At 66.2% G+C, this 16,915-nt stretch carries 16 protein-coding genes; 11 read left to right on the plus strand and 5 right to left on the minus strand.

All coding sequences use genetic code 11. The features are described from left to right. The first annotated feature begins 166 nt into the window (after window positions 1–166). The 4 genes from ACVJ19_RS33205 (at window position 167) to ACVJ19_RS33220 (ending at window position 4,485) form a co-directional block, all read left to right on the plus strand. A complete protein-coding gene (locus tag ACVJ19_RS33205) occupies window positions 167–1,114 on the plus strand; it encodes an aspartate carbamoyltransferase catalytic subunit (RefSeq protein ID WP_080137055.1) in 948 nt (315 codons plus the stop codon). A 5-nt stretch (window positions 1,115–1,119) separates the two neighbouring features. Beyond that, window positions 1,120–2,421 (plus strand): dihydroorotase, encoded by a 1,302-nt coding sequence (locus ACVJ19_RS33210; protein ID WP_453955261.1) that lies wholly within the window; start codon window positions 1,120–1,122, stop codon window positions 2,419–2,421. A gap of 47 nt (window positions 2,422–2,468) precedes the next feature. Then, window positions 2,469–3,065, plus strand: a complete 597-nt coding sequence (gene plsY / locus ACVJ19_RS33215; protein WP_453953316.1) for a glycerol-3-phosphate 1-O-acyltransferase PlsY — start codon at window positions 2,469–2,471, stop codon at window positions 3,063–3,065. A gap of 211 nt (window positions 3,066–3,276) precedes the next feature. Then, window positions 3,277–4,485, plus strand: coding sequence for a patatin-like phospholipase family protein (locus ACVJ19_RS33220; protein WP_453953317.1), 1,209 nt, complete (start codon window positions 3,277–3,279; stop codon window positions 4,483–4,485). On the opposite strand, the gene ACVJ19_RS33225 is transcribed toward ACVJ19_RS33220, so the two are convergent. Next, on the minus strand, window positions 4,477–5,721 hold the full coding sequence (locus ACVJ19_RS33225) for an amidase (protein ID WP_453953318.1): 1,245 nt from the start codon (window positions 5,719–5,721) through the stop codon (window positions 4,477–4,479). The genes ACVJ19_RS33220 and ACVJ19_RS33225 overlap by 9 nt on opposite strands. 90 nt (window positions 5,722–5,811) lie before the next feature. Between ACVJ19_RS33225 and dprA the strand changes: the two genes are divergently transcribed. Further along, on the plus strand, window positions 5,812–6,954 hold the full coding sequence (gene dprA / locus ACVJ19_RS33230) for a DNA-processing protein DprA (protein WP_453953319.1): 1,143 nt from the start codon (window positions 5,812–5,814) through the stop codon (window positions 6,952–6,954). Here the strand turns inward: dprA and ACVJ19_RS33235 are convergent. After that, window positions 6,951–7,397 carry a winged helix-turn-helix transcriptional regulator gene (locus ACVJ19_RS33235; RefSeq protein WP_453953320.1) on the minus strand — a complete coding sequence of 149 codons (447 nt, stop codon included), beginning with the start codon at window positions 7,395–7,397 and terminating at the stop codon, window positions 6,951–6,953. The genes dprA and ACVJ19_RS33235 overlap by 4 nt on opposite strands. An 83-nt stretch (window positions 7,398–7,480) precedes the next feature. Between ACVJ19_RS33235 and ACVJ19_RS33240 the strand changes: the two genes are divergently transcribed. Further along, window positions 7,481–8,086: an FMN-dependent NADH-azoreductase gene (locus tag ACVJ19_RS33240; protein WP_130366253.1), complete on the plus strand. Its 606-nt coding sequence runs from the start codon at window positions 7,481–7,483 to the stop codon at window positions 8,084–8,086. A 52-nt stretch (window positions 8,087–8,138) separates the two neighbouring features. Here ACVJ19_RS33240 and ACVJ19_RS33245 read toward each other — a convergent pair whose 3' ends face one another. Together ACVJ19_RS33245 and ACVJ19_RS33250 are read right to left on the minus strand one after the other, a co-directional pair. Beyond that, window positions 8,139–8,321: a hypothetical protein gene (locus ACVJ19_RS33245; RefSeq protein ID WP_453953321.1), complete on the minus strand. Its 183-nt coding sequence runs from the start codon at window positions 8,319–8,321 to the stop codon at window positions 8,139–8,141. Window positions 8,322–8,497: 176 nt separating this feature from the next. Next, complete coding sequence (locus ACVJ19_RS33250) at window positions 8,498–9,271, minus strand: SDR family oxidoreductase (protein WP_453953322.1); 774 nt, start codon at window positions 9,269–9,271, stop codon at window positions 8,498–8,500. A 122-nt stretch (window positions 9,272–9,393) separates the two neighbouring features. On the opposite strand from ACVJ19_RS33250, the gene ACVJ19_RS33255 reads away from it, so the two are divergent. Beyond that, on the plus strand, window positions 9,394–9,864 hold the full coding sequence (locus ACVJ19_RS33255) for a winged helix-turn-helix transcriptional regulator (RefSeq protein WP_453953323.1): 471 nt from the start codon (window positions 9,394–9,396) through the stop codon (window positions 9,862–9,864). 174 nt (window positions 9,865–10,038) lie between these two features. Here the strand turns inward: ACVJ19_RS33255 and ACVJ19_RS33260 are convergent, their stop codons facing one another. After that, window positions 10,039–10,278, minus strand: coding sequence for a hypothetical protein (locus ACVJ19_RS33260; RefSeq protein WP_453953324.1), 240 nt, complete (start codon window positions 10,276–10,278; stop codon window positions 10,039–10,041). 228 nt (window positions 10,279–10,506) lie between these two features. Here ACVJ19_RS33260 and topA point away from each other — a divergent pair, with 228 nt between their 5' ends. The 4 genes from topA to ACVJ19_RS33280 are packed head-to-tail and all read left to right on the plus strand — an operon-like array spanning window position 10,507 to window position 16,828. Next, window positions 10,507–13,254: a type I DNA topoisomerase gene (gene topA, locus ACVJ19_RS33265; RefSeq protein WP_453953325.1), complete on the plus strand. Its 2,748-nt coding sequence runs from the start codon at window positions 10,507–10,509 to the stop codon at window positions 13,252–13,254. A 7-nt stretch (window positions 13,255–13,261) separates the two neighbouring features. After that, a complete protein-coding gene (gene rnr / locus ACVJ19_RS33270) occupies window positions 13,262–15,613 on the plus strand; it encodes a ribonuclease R (RefSeq protein ID WP_453953326.1) in 2,352 nt (783 codons plus the stop codon). Beyond that, a complete protein-coding gene (locus tag ACVJ19_RS33275) occupies window positions 15,607–16,047 on the plus strand; it encodes a DUF983 domain-containing protein (protein WP_453953327.1) in 441 nt (146 codons plus the stop codon). The genes rnr and ACVJ19_RS33275 overlap by 7 nt, the downstream gene beginning before the upstream one ends. A gap of 31 nt (window positions 16,048–16,078) precedes the next feature. Continuing rightward, window positions 16,079–16,828 carry an NUDIX hydrolase gene (locus ACVJ19_RS33280; protein WP_453953328.1) on the plus strand — a complete coding sequence of 250 codons (750 nt, stop codon included), beginning with the start codon at window positions 16,079–16,081 and terminating at the stop codon, window positions 16,826–16,828. Window positions 16,829–16,915: the final 87 nt, after the last annotated feature.

Below are 16,915 nucleotides of genomic sequence, written 5' to 3' on the forward strand. Positions count from 1 at the left end.
GACCAGACCCGGAATCTCGAGATTCTCGGGTGCGGGAGCCCGCACCCTAGTTCGATGCTTCGCATCGCCCCGGAATGACGGCAAGATCGACAGATCAGGGGATAACTCCCGTCCCGCTCTTTGCCCCTTGCCCCACCCCCGGTCCGCGCCTATAGCTCTGCTTTTAATGACATCGAAATCGACCTTCGTCCTCGGCCACCGGCATTTGCTGGGCATCGAGGGCCTTTCCGCGGCCGACATCACCGGCCTCCTCGACCTGTCCGAAGAATATGTCGAGCTCAACCGCCAGGTTGACAAGAAGCGCACCGTCCTGCGTGGACGGACGCAGGTGAACCTCTTCTTCGAGGCCTCCACCCGGACCCAGTCCTCGTTCGAGCTCGCGGGAAAGCGGCTCGGCGCCGACGTCATGAACATGTCGGTCGCCTCCTCGTCCATCAAAAAGGGCGAGACGCTGATCGACACCGCGATGACGCTCAACGCAATGCACCCGGACATCCTGGTGATGCGCCATCACGCCTCCGGCGCGGTGGAACTGCTGGCCCGCAAGGTTGACGGTTCCGTGATCAACGCCGGCGACGGCGCGCATGAGCATCCGACCCAGGCGCTGCTCGACGCGCTCACCATCCGCCGCAACAAAGGCCGCATCGAGGGGCTCGTGGTTGCGATCTGCGGCGACGTGCTGCATTCGCGCGTCGCCCGCTCCAACATCATCCTGCTCAACACCATGGGCGCCCGCGTCCGCGTCGTCGGCCCCTCCACGCTGCTGCCGCCCGGCATCGAGCGAATGGGCGTCGAGGTCGCGCGCGACATGCGCGAGGGTCTCAACGGCGCCGACATCGTCATGATGCTGCGGCTCCAGCGCGAGCGCATGAACGGCTCCTTCGTGCCGTCGACCTCGGAGTACTTCAACTATTTCGGGCTCGACCAGAAGAAGCTCGCTTACGCCAAGCCGGACGCCCTCGTCATGCATCCCGGCCCGATGAACCGCGGCGTCGAGATCGACACGGCGGTCGCCGACGGCGCGCAGTCCCTGATCCGCGAACAGGTGGAGATGGGTGTCGCCGTCCGCATGGCGGTGCTGGAAGCGCTCGCCCGTAACCTGCCGAACGCGTGATGCCCATGCTGACCGATCGCCGCCCGATCCTGCTCGCCAACGCCCGTGTCGTCGATCCCTCCAGGGATTTCGACGGTGTCGGCGACGTCCTGATTGCCGACGGCACCATCCGCGAAACCCGCCGCGGCATTGGCGCGGCCGGCGTCCCCGAGGGCACCGACATCGTCAACTGCGCCGGCAAGGTCATCGCGCCGGGCCTGATCGACATGCGCGCCTTCGTCGGTGAGCCCGGCTTCAGCCATCGCGAGACCTTTGCCACCGCGAGCCAGGCGGCTGCGACCGGCGGCATCACCACCATCATCTGCCAGCCCGACACCCTGCCCGTGGTCGACAATTCGGCGACCGTGGACTTCGTGATGCGGCGCGCCCGCGACACCGCGATCGTCAACATCCAGCCGATGGCGGCGCTCACCAAGGGCATGCATGGCCAGGAGATGACCGAGTTCGGCCTGCTCAAGGCCGCCGGCGCGGTCGCCTTCAGCGATGGCGACAGAAGCGTCACCAACGCCCAGGTGATGCGCCGGGCCCTGACCTACGCCCGCGATTTCGACGCGCTGATCGTGCACTACACGGAGGATCCCGATCTCGTCGGCGAAGGCGTGATGAACGAGGGCGAGTTCGCATCGCGGCTGGGCCTGATGGGCATCCCGAGTGCCGCCGAGGCGGTGATCCTCGAGCGCGACATGCGCCTCGTCGCGCTGACCGGCGGCCGCTATCACGCCGCCTCGCTGTCCTGCATCGACTCGCTCGAGGTCCTCAAGCGCGCCCGCGATGCCGGCCTCCCCGTCAGCGCCTCGGTCTCGATCAACCATCTTGCGCTGAACGAGAACGACATCGGCCCCTACCGGTCCTTCCTGAAACTGTCGCCGCCGCTGCGCACCGAGGACGACCGCCGCGCGCTGGTCGCCGCCGTCGCCTCCGGCCTCGTCGACGTCATCATGTCCGATCACAATCCGCAGGACGTCGAGGTCAAGCGCCTGCCGTTCGCGGAAGCCGCTCCCGGCGCCATCGGTCTGGAAACCATGCTGCCCGCCGGCTTGCGGCTGGTGCACAATGGCGAGCTGGAACTCAAGACGCTGATCCGGGCGATGTCGACCCGGCCGGCCGAGCTGCTCGGGCTGTCGGGCGGAACCCTGCGCGCGGGTAGCCCGGCGGACGTCATCGTGATCGACCCCGATGTGCCCTGGGTGGTCGATCCCGCCGACCTCAAATCGCCCTGCAAGAACACCCCGTTCGACGAGGCCCGCTTTACAGGCCGCGTGGTGCGCACCATTGTCGGCGGACGGACGGTCTACGAGCATGTCTGACGTGCAAATTCATGCGTGGCGCCTCGGTTCAGCATGGAGATGCGGCGATGGGTCTTGAAGCCTTTCTGCCGGTAGCCTTCGTCATCGGCTACCTGCTCGGCTCGATTCCGTTCGGGCTGGTCCTGACCAGGCTCGCCGGCACGCAAGATATCCGCTCGATCGGCTCCGGCAGCATCGGCGCCACCAACGTGCTGCGCACGGGGCGCAAGAGCCTTGCCGCGGGCACCCTGCTGTTCGATGCGCTGAAGGGGACCGTGGCCGTGGTGATCGCCGGCTACTTCGCCGGCCCCAATGCCGCGATGGTGGCGGGGCTCGGCGCTTTCCTCGGGCACCTCTTCCCGGTCTGGCTCAAGTTCAAGGGCGGAAAAGGTGTCGCCGTCTATATCGGCATCCTGCTCGGACTGTTCTGGCCGGCCGCGCTGGTGTTCTGCCTGCTCTGGCTGGCAACCGCCTTCACCACCCGCTATTCCTCACTCTCGGCACTGGTGGCGTCCTTCATCACGCCGATTTTCCTGTGGTGGTTCGGCCACCTCGCTCTGTCTGCGCTGTTCGCGGTGCTGACATTGTTGCTGTTCTACGCGCATCGCGAGAACATCAAACGGCTGCAATCGGGCAAGGAAAGCCGGATCGGCGAGAAGGCCTAGAGCGTTTTCGAGCGAAGTGGATACCGGTTCGCGTCAAGAAAACGCGTCAAACAAAATCCAAGTCCGAAAAAAGTACGGATACTGCCGCGCATCTTCCGCATTATATGCCAAATCCTGTTCGCAACTTCCGCACCACTCGCGGCAGGCTGTAGCGGAGGGGTTCCATGCCTGTCATCCTGACGGGGAAGATGGCGTTACGCGGTTGCTCAGAATGAGCGAGAAGATTGTCGGCGCGCAGATTGACGGTGGCTCGCAAGGTGCAGCACGCACCGCGGCAAGCCGGCTGCTCTTTGCAACGGACATCTGGTCCGGTGCCCCCTCGCCGCCTCCCGCTCCTGAGCCTGCTTCCGTTGCACCGCCGGCGCCACCGCCTGTTCCGATTGCGCCACCTCCGCGTCCTGTCGAGGTGATCACCGCACCCGTTGCATCGGCCCTGGCACCTTCAAGCCAATGGCCGCCGCGAAGACTTTCGCTGGCGCTCCAGGGCGGCGGCACCTTCGCGGCCTTCACCTGGGGCGTGCTGGAGCGGCTGCTGGAACAGCCAGATATCGAAATCGACACCATCAGCGGCGCCAGTGCCGGCGCGATCAATGCGCTCCTGCTCGCTGGCGGCCTCGCCGAGGGCGGGCGTGAAGCCGCCCGCAACCGGCTGAACCGGTTCTGGGTCCGCCTCATGCATGAGGCCTCGTTCCGCTCATTGATGCTGGTCGGCGGATTTTCGCCGGCGGGAAGCTCGGTCGCGTTCGGGCCGACGCTGCGATCGGGCCAGTTCGACCCGTTTGATCTCGATCCGCTCAGGCAGGCGCTGTCGCGCGACATCAATTTCGCGGCGCTGCGCGCGGCGAAATCGCCAAAACTCCTGATCGCGGCGACGCGGATCCGCGACGGGCAGCAACAGATTTTTGGCAACGACGCCATCACCGCCGACGTCGCGCTGGCCTCCACCTGTCCGCCGCTCGTTCACTGCGCCGTCGAGATCGACGGCGAGGCCTATTGGGACGGCGGTTTTGGCGGCAATCCGCCGCTGATGAGGCTGGTGCAGGAAACGACGACGACGGACGTGCTGCTGGTCCAGGTCACGCCCGCGCGCGACAGCTATGTGCCGATCACGCTCGCCGCCATCGACCGCCGGCTCGACCAGATCGCCGCCAACGCCGCGCTCAATGCCGAGGTCGCCGCGATCGAATGGGCACAGTCACGCACCGCGCCGTCGCTGCGGCTCTCCCGGATCGCCGCGGAAGACTCCGTTGACGGGCTGGCGCAGCGCTCATCGACCGATCTCGGCCGCGGCTTCATCCGCCTCCTGCACCGGAGCGGCCGCGAAGCCGCCGAGCGCTGGCTCAATCAGGACGCAACCGCCGGCGCAGCTCCACCTGCCTCCGGCCAAAGCATCGCCGCCCCCGAACCCGCGCTAGCCTGACTTCGCCAGCGCCTGCTCCAGGAACCACGCCGTCGCCAGCGCATGCGCATCATTGCCGAAGCGCGCGATCACCTGCACGCCGATCGGCAGGCCATTGACCTTCAGCACCGGCACGTTGACGCAGGGATTGCCCATCAGCGTCCATAGCCGGTTGTAGCGGGGATCGCCAGTGGTCGCGAGCGCCTTGGTCGGCGCGGTGCCGGGCGCGGAATAAGTGAGCAGCACGTCGACCCCTTCGAACAGCTCGCCGAGCTCGCGACGGCCGCGGCGGGCGATCCGGCGTGCATCGTCGTATTCTTTCGGCGTCAGTCCGACGGTCTCATCGAGGCTGGCGCGCAGCATCGGCGCGATCTCGTCGTGACGCGCGTCAAACTCCCAGGCGAGCGCGCGATGCGCCTCAAAGTTCTGGATGATGGGATGGATGCGCCAGGCTTCCCTGACCCCCTCGGGCAGATCGATGGTCTGCACGCTGGCGCCGGCCTTCTCGGCCGCCTTGATCGCCGCCTGCAAGCCCTCCTCTGCCGCCGGCTCCGCGGCCTTGGCAAACTCCTGCCTGACCACGCCGATGCGCGGCGCTTTCGCCGGCGTAATACCGGAGAATTCGGTGCGGCCGGTCATCGCCAAAAGCCCGCGCGCGAGATCTTCTGCGCGTGATCCGAACAGGCCGACCGTATCGAGCGCCCACGAATAGCACTTCACGCCGACCGTCGGCAGCATCCGGAACGATGGCTTGATCGCGGCGGCCCCGCAATAGGCGGCCGGCCGGATCACCGAGCCGCCGGTCTGGGTGCCCAGCGCCAGCGGAATCATGCCGGCGCCGACGGCTGCGGCCGACCCGGCGGACGAGCCGCCCGGCGTATGGCCGAGATTGTGTGGGTTGAGCGTCGGGGTCGGATCACTCGAGGCGAACGCCGTGGTCGTGGTCTTGCCGATGATGGTGGCCCCCGCCCGCTTCAGCATCATCACCACAGGCGCGTCCGAGCGCGGCTGCCAGCCGCGATAGATCTCCGAGCCCATCTCGGTCGGCATGTTGGCGGTGTCGATGATGTCCTTGATCCCGACCGCGATCCCGCGCAGCGGACCGGAGGTTTGCGCCTTCGCGCTCTTGTCATGCCGGACGAAGGCGCGAACGTCCTTCTCTTTGGCCTCGATCGCCGCGTGCGACTGGGCGATGGCGGCCTCGGGCGAAAGCTCGCCCGCTTCAATGCGGCGCTGGAGGTCGGCGAGTGAGATCATGGCAAAACCCTTCTTATTGCCATCGCTTTTAGCATCGCGAAGGGGCCGCGCAAGCGCACGCCGCTGTTGCCCACGCCCTCAGGTTGTTCCATGCTGCGCCCACAAGGAGACGCCGTGGACGCCATCAACCCAAGCGTGGAGCTGACCGAGGCTGAACGGATCGACCGCCTGCGGCTGATCCGCTCCGACAATGTCGGGCCGCGCACCTTCCGTTCGCTGGTCGATCATTTCGGCAGCCCGCGCGCCGCGCTGGAGCGGCTGCCGGATCTTGCCCGCCGCGGCGGTGCGCAGCGATCGGGGCGGATCTGTAGCGCGGATGAGGCGAAGGCCGAGCTTGCCGCGAGCCGCAAGTTCGGCATCGCCTGGCTCGCGCCCGGCGAGGACGGCTATCCGGCACGCCTCGCGACACTCGACGATGCGCCGCCGCTGCTCGCCGTGCGCGGCGACACAAAGACCCTGATGCGGCCGATGATCGCGATCGTCGGCTCGCGCAATGCCTCCGGCGCCGGCTTGAAGTTCGCCGGCCAGCTCGCGCGCGAGCTCGGCGAAGCCGGCTTCGTCATCATCTCGGGGCTGGCGCGCGGCGTCGACCAGGCCGCGCATCGCACCAGCGTGGAGAGCGGCACGATCGCGGTGCTCGCCGGCGGCCATGACTGCATCTATCCGCCCGAGCATGGCGACCTGCTCGCCGCGATCCTCGACCACAAGGGCGCGGCGATTTCCGAGATGCCGCTCGGCCACGAGCCGCGCGCCCGCGACTTCCCCCGCCGCAACCGCCTGATCTCGGGCGCCTCGCTCGGCGTCGTCGTAGTCGAGGCGGCGCATCGTTCCGGCTCGCTGATCACTGCGCGCATGGCGGCCGAACAGGGCCGTGAGGTGTTCGCAGTGCCGGGCTCACCGCTCGATCCGCGCGCCGCCGGCACCAATGATCTGATCAAGCAGGGCGCAACGCTCGTCACCGAAGCCGCCGACATCGTCAACGCGGTTCAGCCGATCATGGAGCGGCCGCTGATGCACACGGTTGGCGAGCCCGACAGCGAGCCGTTCGAGAGTGATCCGCAAAGCCACGACCGCGACCAGATCACCGGCCTGCTCGGCCCTGCCCCTGTCACGATCGACGATCTCGTGCGGATGTCCGGCGCCTCGCCCGCGATCGTGCGCACCGTGCTGCTGGAGCTCGAGCTCGCCGGCCGGCTCGAACGCCACGGCGGCGGATTGGTTTCGCTGATCTAGCCGTCGTTGCGCTGGTCGAACCGGGTGCGTGCGGCCTCGATCTGATCGAGATGGTCCTTCGCCCATTTGCCGAGCGCCTCGACGGGCCGCGACAGGCCGCGGCCGAGATCGGTCAGCTCGTAATCCACGCGCGGCGGAATGGTCGGGAAGATCGTGCGCGTGACGAGGCCGTCGCGCTCGAGGCCACGCAGCGTCAGGGTCAGCATCCGCTGCGAGATACCGTTGATCATGCGCTTCAGCTCATTGAAGCGCCTTGGCCCGTCGCTCAGCATCATGATGACGAACACGCTCCATTTGTCGCCGACGCGGGACAGCACGGAGGCGACCCCGCGGCAGTCCGCATGGTTGGGATCCGGCCTTTGATCCGGACCTGGATCCAGCCTCTGATCCGCCCTTGGCGAGGCAGGCAAATCGGTGTGAGCAGGTTTCAATAATGTGTCCATGGCTCAAAAAAGTGCGTTCTTGCGGGGATTTCGGCAGTCACTCATGTAGTCCGGGTTACAAATCTATACCAGGGTGACCCCAAATGAAACTCCTCCATATCGACTCCAGCGTGCTCGGCCCCCACTCCGTCAGCCGGCAGGTCTCCGCCGCCATCGTCGACCGTCTCAAGCAGGCCACGCCCTCGCTCGAGGTGGCCTATCGCGACCTCAGCCAGACCCCGCTCGCCCACCTGTCCGGCTCGCATTTGGCGGCCGCGCAAGGCGCGCCGGCGCCGGCGGAACTCGGCCCCGACCTTGCCGCGAGCGCGGCCGCGCTGGACGAGTTCCTGGCCGCCGACATCGTCGTGATCGGCGCGCCCATGTACAACTTCACGATTCCCAGCCAGCTCAAGGCCTGGATCGACCGCATCGTCGTCGCGGGCAAGACGTTCAGCTACGGGGCGAATGGGCCGCAGGGTCTTGCCGGCGGCAAGCGGGTGATCCTGGCCATCTCACGCGGCGGCTATTACGGCGCAGGCTCGCCGGCCGCGGCGCTCGAGCATCTCGAAACCTACTTGCGCGGCGTGTTCGGCTTCATCGGGATCAATCCCGAATTCATCAGCGCCGATGGCATCCAGGTCGGACCGGAGCACCGTGAAAAGGCGATTGCAGGCGCGCTCCAGGCCGCGACCAATTTGCGCGCTGCGTAAAGCTCGCTCCACGATACCAGCCGCTGCCGTATTCCGGCGGCGGCTGACCGCGCTAAAACCAGGCGCCCTGCATGCCGAGGATGACGGCCACGAGTGAAACGAACAGGCCGACGCCGGCGAAAAGCGCCACCCCGATGAACTCGGAGGTGTCGGAACGCTTGGCGGAAATGGCGGAACGTTCGGTGAAAATACGCGGTGCTGAAATCGACGAGAAAATGCGAGCTGCCTTTGGCATCACGGGCTCCCATGAAATCGCGTCTTCTGACCCCCTGCCCGTAAATATGTCTTGCGCAAGCGAAGGTTCAACACCTCGCAGCAAAGGTTTTAGAAAATAGATCGCACAACGCGAGGAAACCGGCCGGCGCAACCGACATCGTGGCGCCGACCGATTCAATTTTTCACTTCACTTGATCAGCCGCGATAGATCGGCGCGCCGCTTGGCGATGCCACCGCGCCGCCATCGACGAAGATCTCCTGACCCTGCACGTGCGCGGCATCATCGGAGGCGAGGAACAGCACCGTCTTCGAAACATGTTCCGTTTCACCGATGCGGCCGAGCGGCGTCGACAGCGCGATCCGCTTCTCGAACGCCTTCTCGGCTTCCGGCGTCGCGGTCGCGGGCCCCCAGATCGGCGTGCGGGTCGCGCCGGGCGCGACGACATTGACGCGGATGCCGCGCGGCGACAGCTCCGAGGCCATGATGCGCGCCATCGCCCGCACACCGGCCTTCGCGGCACCGTAGGCGGAGTAACCGGGGATGCCGAGCACCGAGATCACCGAGCCGTTGAGGATGATCGAGGCATTGTCGTTGAGATAAGGCAGGGCCGACTGCACCGTGAAGAACACGCCGGTCAGATTGGTGCTGATGACCTTCTCGAAAACGTCCAGCGTTGCCGATCCCAGCGGCGTGCCGCCGGCGATGCCGGCATTGGCGAACACGATGTCGAACTTGCCGAACTTTTCCGCGCCCTGCCTGATCGCAGCTTCCGTCGCCGCGATGTCCGTCGCATCGGCAGGCAAGGCAAGCCCGTTCGGCCCGAGTTCCTTGGCGGCCGCCGCCAGCGTCTCCTTGTTGCGCCCGGTGATCACCACCTTGGCGCCCTCGGCCACGAACAGCTTTGCCGTCGCAAGCCCGATGCCGCTGTTGCCGCCGGTGATCAGGGCCGTCTTGTTCTTCAGTCTCACGCTCGCCTCCAGTGGTTGCATAATGAAACTATGTTGCCATCTAGGCCATTTGGTTTTATGATGCAACCACACAAGCGCGTGATCGGCGCTGACGCCGTGCGAACGCGACAGGACAGACGACGATGGTGAAACGAACGAGCTTCGAGGGCGATTCCTGCCCGATCGCACGCTCGCTGGACGCGCTCGGCGACTGGTGGTCGCTGCTGATCATCCGCGAGGCGCTGTTCGGCCTGCGCCGCTTCGGCGAGTTTGAGAGCAAGCTCGGCATGGCCAAGAACATTCTGGCGGTGCGGCTGCGCGCACTGGTGGACCACGGCATCCTGGCAACGGCCCCCGCCTCCGACGGCAGCGCCTATCAGGAATATGTGCTGACGCCGAAGGGCCGCGGCACCTTCCCGATCCTGGTCGCGCTGCGGCAATGGAGCGAGGAATTCGACGAGCGCCCAGAGGAGATCGCGACGATCCTGGTCGATCGCGAGAAAGGCCGCCCGGTGAAGAAGCTCGAAATGCGCGCCGAGGACGGGCGGCTACTCACGCCCGCGGATACCACGCTGAAGCCGCGGCCGGCGGGACGGCGGCGGTCGGTGGGGTAACAACGCGCTGTCCCATCCCACGTCGTCCTGGCGAAAGCCAGGACCCATTACCCCAAGCATTCGTTGTTACGAAGGACGAGGCCACCAGGCTTTTCCGACAATCAAGCTCGGTGGTTATGGGTCCTGGCCTTCGCCAGGACGACGTCGGTGAAGCATATCGCGCGCCCCGTACCGCTACGACAGCCTGCGTCTCGTCCGCAGCCGCAAATGCTCGTCGGCCTCCAGCTGCGTCATGCCTAAGAGATAATGCAGCACGTCCAGCTTGTGGCGCTCGGCGAGCTTGCGCAAGGCAGCCACCTGCTCGGCGATGAAGGCCACCGCTTCATCTGCCCCGCCCTCTCCTGGTTCCTCGTTGCGCGAGCCTCCCGGCACGCCTGATGCAGCGCGCGCCCGCTTCTTTCCCGGCCTTGTCACCCGTCCCCACCCCGAATCCATGCCCCACAGAGACACTACGCCGACATGGACCGCAACTCCAAGGTGGTACTTTGCAACTTTCTCGATATGAAACTTTTCCCATTCGGAGCGCTTTCAACACCCCTCGATTTGACAGGGGCCGCCTCACCACCCATGTTCGGGTCGAAACGGCCGACCCGAGTCCTTTCGTTTTCGGCCTGAGATTTTCCCGTAAGCCACTGGAACTAAATGAATATCGTCATTGTGGAGTCGCCGGCGAAAGCCAAGACGATCAACAAGTATCTGGGCTCGTCCTATGAGGTTCTGGCCTCGTTCGGCCATGTCCGCGATCTCCCGGCGAAGAACGGTTCCGTCGATCCCGACGCCAATTTCAAGATGATCTGGGAGGTCGACCCCAAGGCGGCCGGCCGGCTCAATGATATTGCGAGGTCCCTGAAGGGCGCTGACCGCCTGATTCTGGCGACCGACCCCGATCGCGAGGGCGAGGCCATCTCCTGGCACGTGCTGGAGGTGATGAAGGAAAAGCGGGCGCTGAAGGATCAGAAGATCGAGCGCGTGGTGTTCAACGCCATCACCAAGCAGGCCGTCACGGACGCGATGAAGCATCCGCGCGAGATCGACGGTGCGCTGGTCGACGCCTATATGGCGCGCCGGGCGCTGGACTATCTGGTCGGCTTCACCCTCTCCCCCGTGCTGTGGCGCAAGCTGCCGGGCGCCCGCTCGGCCGGCCGCGTGCAGTCGGTGGCGCTCCGCCTCGTCTGCGACCGCGAGCTCGAGATCGAGAAGTTCGTGCCGCGCGAATATTGGTCGCTGATTGCGACCCTGCTCACCCCGCGCGGCGATGCCTTCGAGGCCCGCCTCGTCGGCGCCGACGGCAAGAAGATCCAGCGCCTCGACATCGGCACCGGCACTGAGGCCGAAGACTTCAAGAAGGCGCTGGAAGCGGCCGCCTACGCCGTGACCTCGGTCGATGCCAAACCGGCCCGCCGCAATCCGCAGGCGCCGTTCACCACCTCGACGCTGCAGCAGGAAGCCAGCCGCAAATACGGCTTTGCCCCGGCGCACACCATGCGCATCGCCCAGCGCCTTTATGAGGGCATCGACATCGGCGGCGAGACCACCGGACTCATTACTTATATGCGTACCGACGGCGTGCAGATCGCGCCCGAGGCGATCACCCAGGCGCGCAAGGTGATCGGCGAGGATTACGGCAACGCCTACGTGCCGGACGCGCCGCGCCAGTACCAGGCCAAGGCCAAGAACGCCCAGGAAGCGCACGAAGCGATCCGCCCGACCGATCTCTCCCGCCGTCCCGACAGCATGAGCCGCAAGCTCGATGCCGATCAGGCCCGGCTCTATGAGCTGATCTGGAAGCGCACCATCGCCAGCCAAATGGAAGCGGCCGAGCTCGAGCGCACCACCGTGGACATCACCGCGAAGGCCGGCGGCCGGACGCTTGAGCTGCGCGCCACCGGCCAGGTCGTGAAGTTCGACGGCTTCCTCGCGCTCTACCAGGAAGGCCGCGACGACGAGGAGGACGAGGATTCCCGCCGCCTACCCGGCATGAGCGCCGGCGAAGCGTTGAAGCGGCAGTCGCTCGCCGTCACCCAGCACTTCACCGAGCCGCCGCCGCGCTTCTCGGAAGCTTCGCTGGTCAAGCGCATGGAAGAGCTCGGCATCGGCCGTCCCTCGACCTATGCCTCGATCCTCCAGGTCCTGAAGGACCGCGGCTACGTCAAGCTGGAGAAGAAGCGCCTGCACGGCGAGGACAAGGGACGCGTCGTGATCGCGTTCCTGGAGAGCTTCTTCAGCCGCTACGTCGAATACGATTTCACGGCCGGCCTCGAAGAGCAGCTCGACCGTATCTCCAACAACGAGATCTCCTGGCAGCAGGTGCTGAAGGACTTCTGGCGCGACTTCATCGGCGCCGTCGACGACATCAAGGACCTGCGCGTCGCGCAGGTCCTCGACGTGCTCGACGAGATGCTGGGGCCGCACATCTACCCCGCCCGCGCCGATGGCGGCGACGTCCGCCAGTGCCCGAACTGCGGCACCGGCCGGCTGAATCTGAAGGCCGGCAAGTTCGGCGCCTTCGTCGGCTGCTCGAACTATCCGGAATGCCGCTACACCCGTCAGCTTGCCGCCGATGGCGAGGCGACGGCCGACCGTTCGCTCGGCCAGGACCCGGATACGGGTCGCGATGTCTGGGTCAAGGCCGGCCGCTTCGGCCCCTACATCCAGCTCGGCGAGCAGAAGGATTATGAGGAAGGCGAGAAGCCGAAGCGCGCAGGCATCCCGAAGGGCACCTCGCCCAGCGATATCGAGCTCGAGCTTGCGCTGAAGCTGCTGTCGCTGCCGCGCGAGATCGGCAAGCATCCGGAGACCGGCCAGCCGATCACGGCGGGCCTCGGCCGCTTTGGGCCGTTCGTGAAGCACGAGAAGACCTATGCAAGCTTAGAGGCCGGCGACGAGGTCTTCGACATCGGCCTCAACCGCGCCGTGACATTGATCGCGGAGAAGGTCGCCAAGGGGCCGAGCCGCCGCTTCGGCGCCGATCCCGGCAAGGCGATCGGCGACCATCCGACGCTCGGCACCGTCACCGTGAAGAGCGGCCGCTACGGCGCCTATGTCACGGCCGGCGGCGTCAACGCGACGATCCCCGCCGAGTTCGAGAAGGACGCCATCACGCTGCCGCAGGCGATCGCGCTGATCGACGAGCGCGCGGCCAAGGGCGGCGGCAAGACCAAGGCGAAGAAGGCTGCAAAGCCCGCCAAGGCCAAGAAGGCTGTAGAGAAGGCCGACGGCGAGGATACCGCGCCAAAGCCGAAAAAGCCGGCCGCGAAGAAAGCCGCGGCCAAAACCAAATCCGAATCCACCAGCAAGGCGCGCGCCGCCGTGTCGACGACCGCAAAGACGTCGCCGACCAAGGCCGCCGCCACCAAGGCTCCGGCCAAGAAGAGTGCCGGCAAGAATTAGAGGTTAAGTGAAACCAAAGAAAGACCGTGGCTTTCCCGACAGGCAAGCCATCGTCGCCTTCATCAAGGCAAATCCGGGAAAGGTCGGGACTCGCGAAATTGCGCGCGAGTTCGGCCTGAAGAACGCCGATCGCGTCGAGCTCAAGCGCATGCTGCGCGAGCTCGCCGACGACGGGATCATCAAGAAGAAGCGCCACAAGGTCTCCGAGCCGGACGCGCTGCCGCCCACGCTGCTCGCCGACATTACCGGCCGCGACTCCGACGGCGAATTGATCGCCTCGCCCGCCGAATGGGACGAGGTCGAGAGCGGCGAGCCGCCCAAAATCCTCATCGAGATGCCGCGCCGGCCCAAGCCCGGCACCGCCGCCGGCGTCGGCGACCGCGCCCTGCTGCGCGTCGAGCGCAGCGACGATGACGAAGGCCCCGCCTATCGCGGCCGCATCATCAAGGTCATCGACAAGGCCAAGAGCCGCATCCTCGGCGTCTTCCGCAGCCTTCCCGAAGGCGGCGGACGGCTCGTCCCCGTCGACAAGAAGTTCGCCGACCGCGAGCTGAACATCGCCAAGACCGACACGCAAGGGGCGCAGGACGGCGACCTCGTCAGCATCGACATCGTCCGCTCGCGCGGCTTTGGCCTCGCCTCCGGACGGGTCAAGGAGAAGCTCGGCTCGGTCAAGTCGGAGAAGGCGATCAGCCTGATCGCGATCTACGCCCACGAGATTCCGCTGCAATTCTCCTCTGCTGCCGAGCGCGAGGCGGAAGCGGCGGAGCCTGCCAACCTCAGGGGACGCGAGGACTGGCGCGACGTCCCGCTCGTCACCATCGATCCGCCCGACGCCAAGGATCACGACGACGCGGTGCATGCGCAAGCCGACGATGATCCCAACAACAAGGGCGGCTTCATCGTCAACGTCGCCATCGCCGACGTGAGCTTCTATGTCCGCCCTGGCACTGCGCTCGATCGCGACGCGCTCGACCGCGGCAACTCGGTCTATTTCCCCGACCGCGTCGTGCCGATGCTGCCCGAACGCATCTCCAACAATCTCTGCTCGCTGGTGCCGGGCGAGCCTCGCGGCGCGCTCGTGGTTCGCATGGTGCTCGGCCCCGACGGCCGCAAGCGCTCGCACAGTTTTCATCGCATCCTGATGCGCTCGGCCGCAAAGCTGAGCTACGCGCAGGCGCAGGCCGCGATCGACGGCCGGCCGGACGACACCACCGGCCCCCTGCTCGATCCGATCCTGAGGCCGCTCTATGCCGCCTACGCCTGCGCCAAGCGCGCGCGCGACGAGCGCGATCCGCTCAATCTCGATCTGCCCGAGCGCAAGATCCTCCTGAAGAGCGACGGCACGGTCGACCGCGTCGTCGTCCCGGAGCGTCTCGACGCGCACAAGCTGATCGAGGAGTTCATGATCCTCGCCAACGTCGCGGCGGCCGAGATGCTGGAGAAGAAATCGCTCCCGCTGATCTACCGCGTGCATGACGAGCCGACGCTTGAGAAGGTCCACGCGCTCTCGGAATTTTTGGAGACGCTCGACGTTCCCTTTGCGAAGTCAGGCGCGCTGCGCCCGACGCTGTTCAACCGCGTGCTGGCACAGCTCGAAGGCCATGATTACTACCCGCTGGTCAGCGAGGTGGTGCTGCGCGCCCAGGCGCAGGCTGAGTACTCATCCGAGAACTACGGCCACTTCGGCCTGAACCTGCGCCGCTACGCGCATTTCACCTCGCCGATCCGCCGCTACGCCGACCTCGTCGTGCACCGCGCGCTAGTGCGTGCGCTCGGTCTCGGCGAAGGCGCCCTGCCTGACAGCGAGACGCCGGAAAGCCTCGGCGAGGTCGCAGCCCACATCTCGGTCACCGAACGGCGCGCGATGAAGGCCGAGCGCGAGACCGTCGATCGCCTGATCGCCCATCACCTCGCCGACCGCATCGGGGCCAGCTTTCAGGGCCGCGTCTCCGGCGTCACCCGCGCCGGCCTGTTCGTCAAGCTGAGCGAGACCGGCGCCGACGGATTGATCCCGATCCGATCCCTCGGCACGGAATATTTCAACTATGACGAGGGCCGTCACGCCCTGGTCGGCACGCGCAGCCGCACCATGTACCAGCTCGGCGACGTCGTGGACGTCCGTCTGATCGAAGCCGCTCCCATCGCGGGCGCGCTGCGCTTCGAGCTGCTGTCGTCCTCCAGCGAGACCGCGCCGCGCGACCGCCGGCTATCAGGTCCACAACGCCGCCCGTCGATCAAGGCGCATCCCGGACGCAGTCCGGAGAGAAGACGCAAGCCGGAGAAGCAAAAGTCCGGCAAGGGGAAGAAGGGCAAGAACAAGAGAAAAGGTAAGGGCAAGAAGGGCAAGGCGTGGTGACGATGAGCACGGCCCCAAAGATCTGGACGCGCGAGACCGGCCTCGTCGAGAAGCGCGACGTCTGGTCGGCGATGAAACACGGCTTTCGCGGCCGCTGCCCGCGCTGCGGCGAGGGAAAACTGTTCCGCGCCTTCCTGAAGACGGCGGACAATTGCGCCAAGTGCGGCCTCGATTTCACGCCGCATCGCGCCGACGATCTGCCCGCCTATCTCGTCATCGTCATCGTCGGCCACATCGTGGTGCCCGCGGTCCTCTGGATCGAGACCAATTACACCACGCCGGTCTGGATCAGCTTCGCGGCCTATCTGCCCTTCACGTTCTTTGCCTCGCTCGGACTGCTGCAGCCCGTGAAGGGCGCCGTGGTCGGCTTGCAATGGGCTCTGCGCATGCACGGCTTTGACGAGAACCCTCCGGATGGTATTCCGCCGGTCTAAGCAATAAGCAAAAAACGGTTTGGGTGAGGACATGACGGATATTTCGCAGGCTGAAGAGAAAGCCAATATCCACGAGGGCAAGGAAGCCGACCATCATCCCTACTTCCGCCCGAAGGATGCCGCGACGCTGATCCTGGTCGATCGCGGCGGCACGATCCCAAAGGTCCTGGTAGGCAAGCGCCACGACAAGGTGGTGTTCATGCCCGGAAAGTTCGTCTTCCCCGGCGGCCGCGTCGACAAGGACGATCATCGCGTGCCCTGTGCTGCGCCCATCACCGCGGAGCTGGAAGCCAATCTCGCCAAGGGCAGCCCGAAGACTCCGGCCTCACGCGCAAAATCGCTGGCGATCGCCGCGATCCGCGAGGCCTGCGAGGAGACTGGCCTCTGTCTCGGCCGCAAGGCGGAGGGCAAGGCCAGGCTCGAAGGTCCGTGGAAGCCGTTTGCGGATGCAGGCCTGCTGCCCGATCCCTCCAGCCTGTTCCTGATCGCGCGGGCGATCACCCCGCCCGGCCGCGTCAAGCGGTTCGACACACGCTTCTTCACTGCCGATGCCTCCGCGGTCACCCATCGCGTCGAGGGCGTAATCCACGCCGATGCGGAGCTGGTCGAGCTGGTCTGGGTCGAGCTCGGGTCAAAACCGCTCGCCGATCTGCATCCGATGACGCGCAACGTGCTCAACGAGCTCGACAGCCGCCTTGCCACCGGCCCGCTGCGCCACGATGCGCCGGTGCCGTTCTTCCATTTCTACGGCGGCAAGATGCAGAAGGATATTTTGAGTTAGGTCGTCATTCGGCGGCGCCCATCTCTGCTCGTCGTCCCGGACAAGCGCGCCTCAAGCGCGCGCCGATCCGGGACCCAGCCACAGGCA

This window comes from Bradyrhizobium sp. USDA 376, from assembly GCF_054063675.1.

Coding starts and splice junctions, on each gene's coding strand:
- ACVJ19_RS33245 (WP_453953321.1), bottom strand. CDS start 8,321: ATGCCAAAGGCAGCTCGCATTTTCTCGTCGATTTCAGCACCGCGTATT.
- ACVJ19_RS33240 (WP_130366253.1), top strand. CDS start 7,481: ATGAAACTCCTCCATATCGACTCCAGCGTGCTCGGCCCCCACTCCGTC.
- plsY (WP_453953316.1), top strand. CDS start 2,469: ATGGGTCTTGAAGCCTTTCTGCCGGTAGCCTTCGTCATCGGCTACCTG.
- ACVJ19_RS33225 (WP_453953318.1), bottom strand. CDS start 5,721: ATGATCTCACTCGCCGACCTCCAGCGCCGCATTGAAGCGGGCGAGCTT.
- topA (WP_453953325.1), top strand. CDS start 10,507: ATGAATATCGTCATTGTGGAGTCGCCGGCGAAAGCCAAGACGATCAAC.
- dprA (WP_453953319.1), top strand. CDS start 5,812: ATGCTGCGCCCACAAGGAGACGCCGTGGACGCCATCAACCCAAGCGTG.
- ACVJ19_RS33280 (WP_453953328.1), top strand. CDS start 16,079: ATGACGGATATTTCGCAGGCTGAAGAGAAAGCCAATATCCACGAGGGC.
- ACVJ19_RS33220 (WP_453953317.1), top strand. CDS start 3,277: ATGAGCGAGAAGATTGTCGGCGCGCAGATTGACGGTGGCTCGCAAGGT.
- ACVJ19_RS33235 (WP_453953320.1), bottom strand. CDS start 7,397: ATGGACACATTATTGAAACCTGCTCACACCGATTTGCCTGCCTCGCCA.
- ACVJ19_RS33255 (WP_453953323.1), top strand. CDS start 9,394: ATGGTGAAACGAACGAGCTTCGAGGGCGATTCCTGCCCGATCGCACGC.
- ACVJ19_RS33210 (WP_453955261.1), top strand. CDS start 1,120: ATGCTGACCGATCGCCGCCCGATCCTGCTCGCCAACGCCCGTGTCGTC.
- ACVJ19_RS33205 (WP_080137055.1), top strand. CDS start 167: ATGACATCGAAATCGACCTTCGTCCTCGGCCACCGGCATTTGCTGGGC.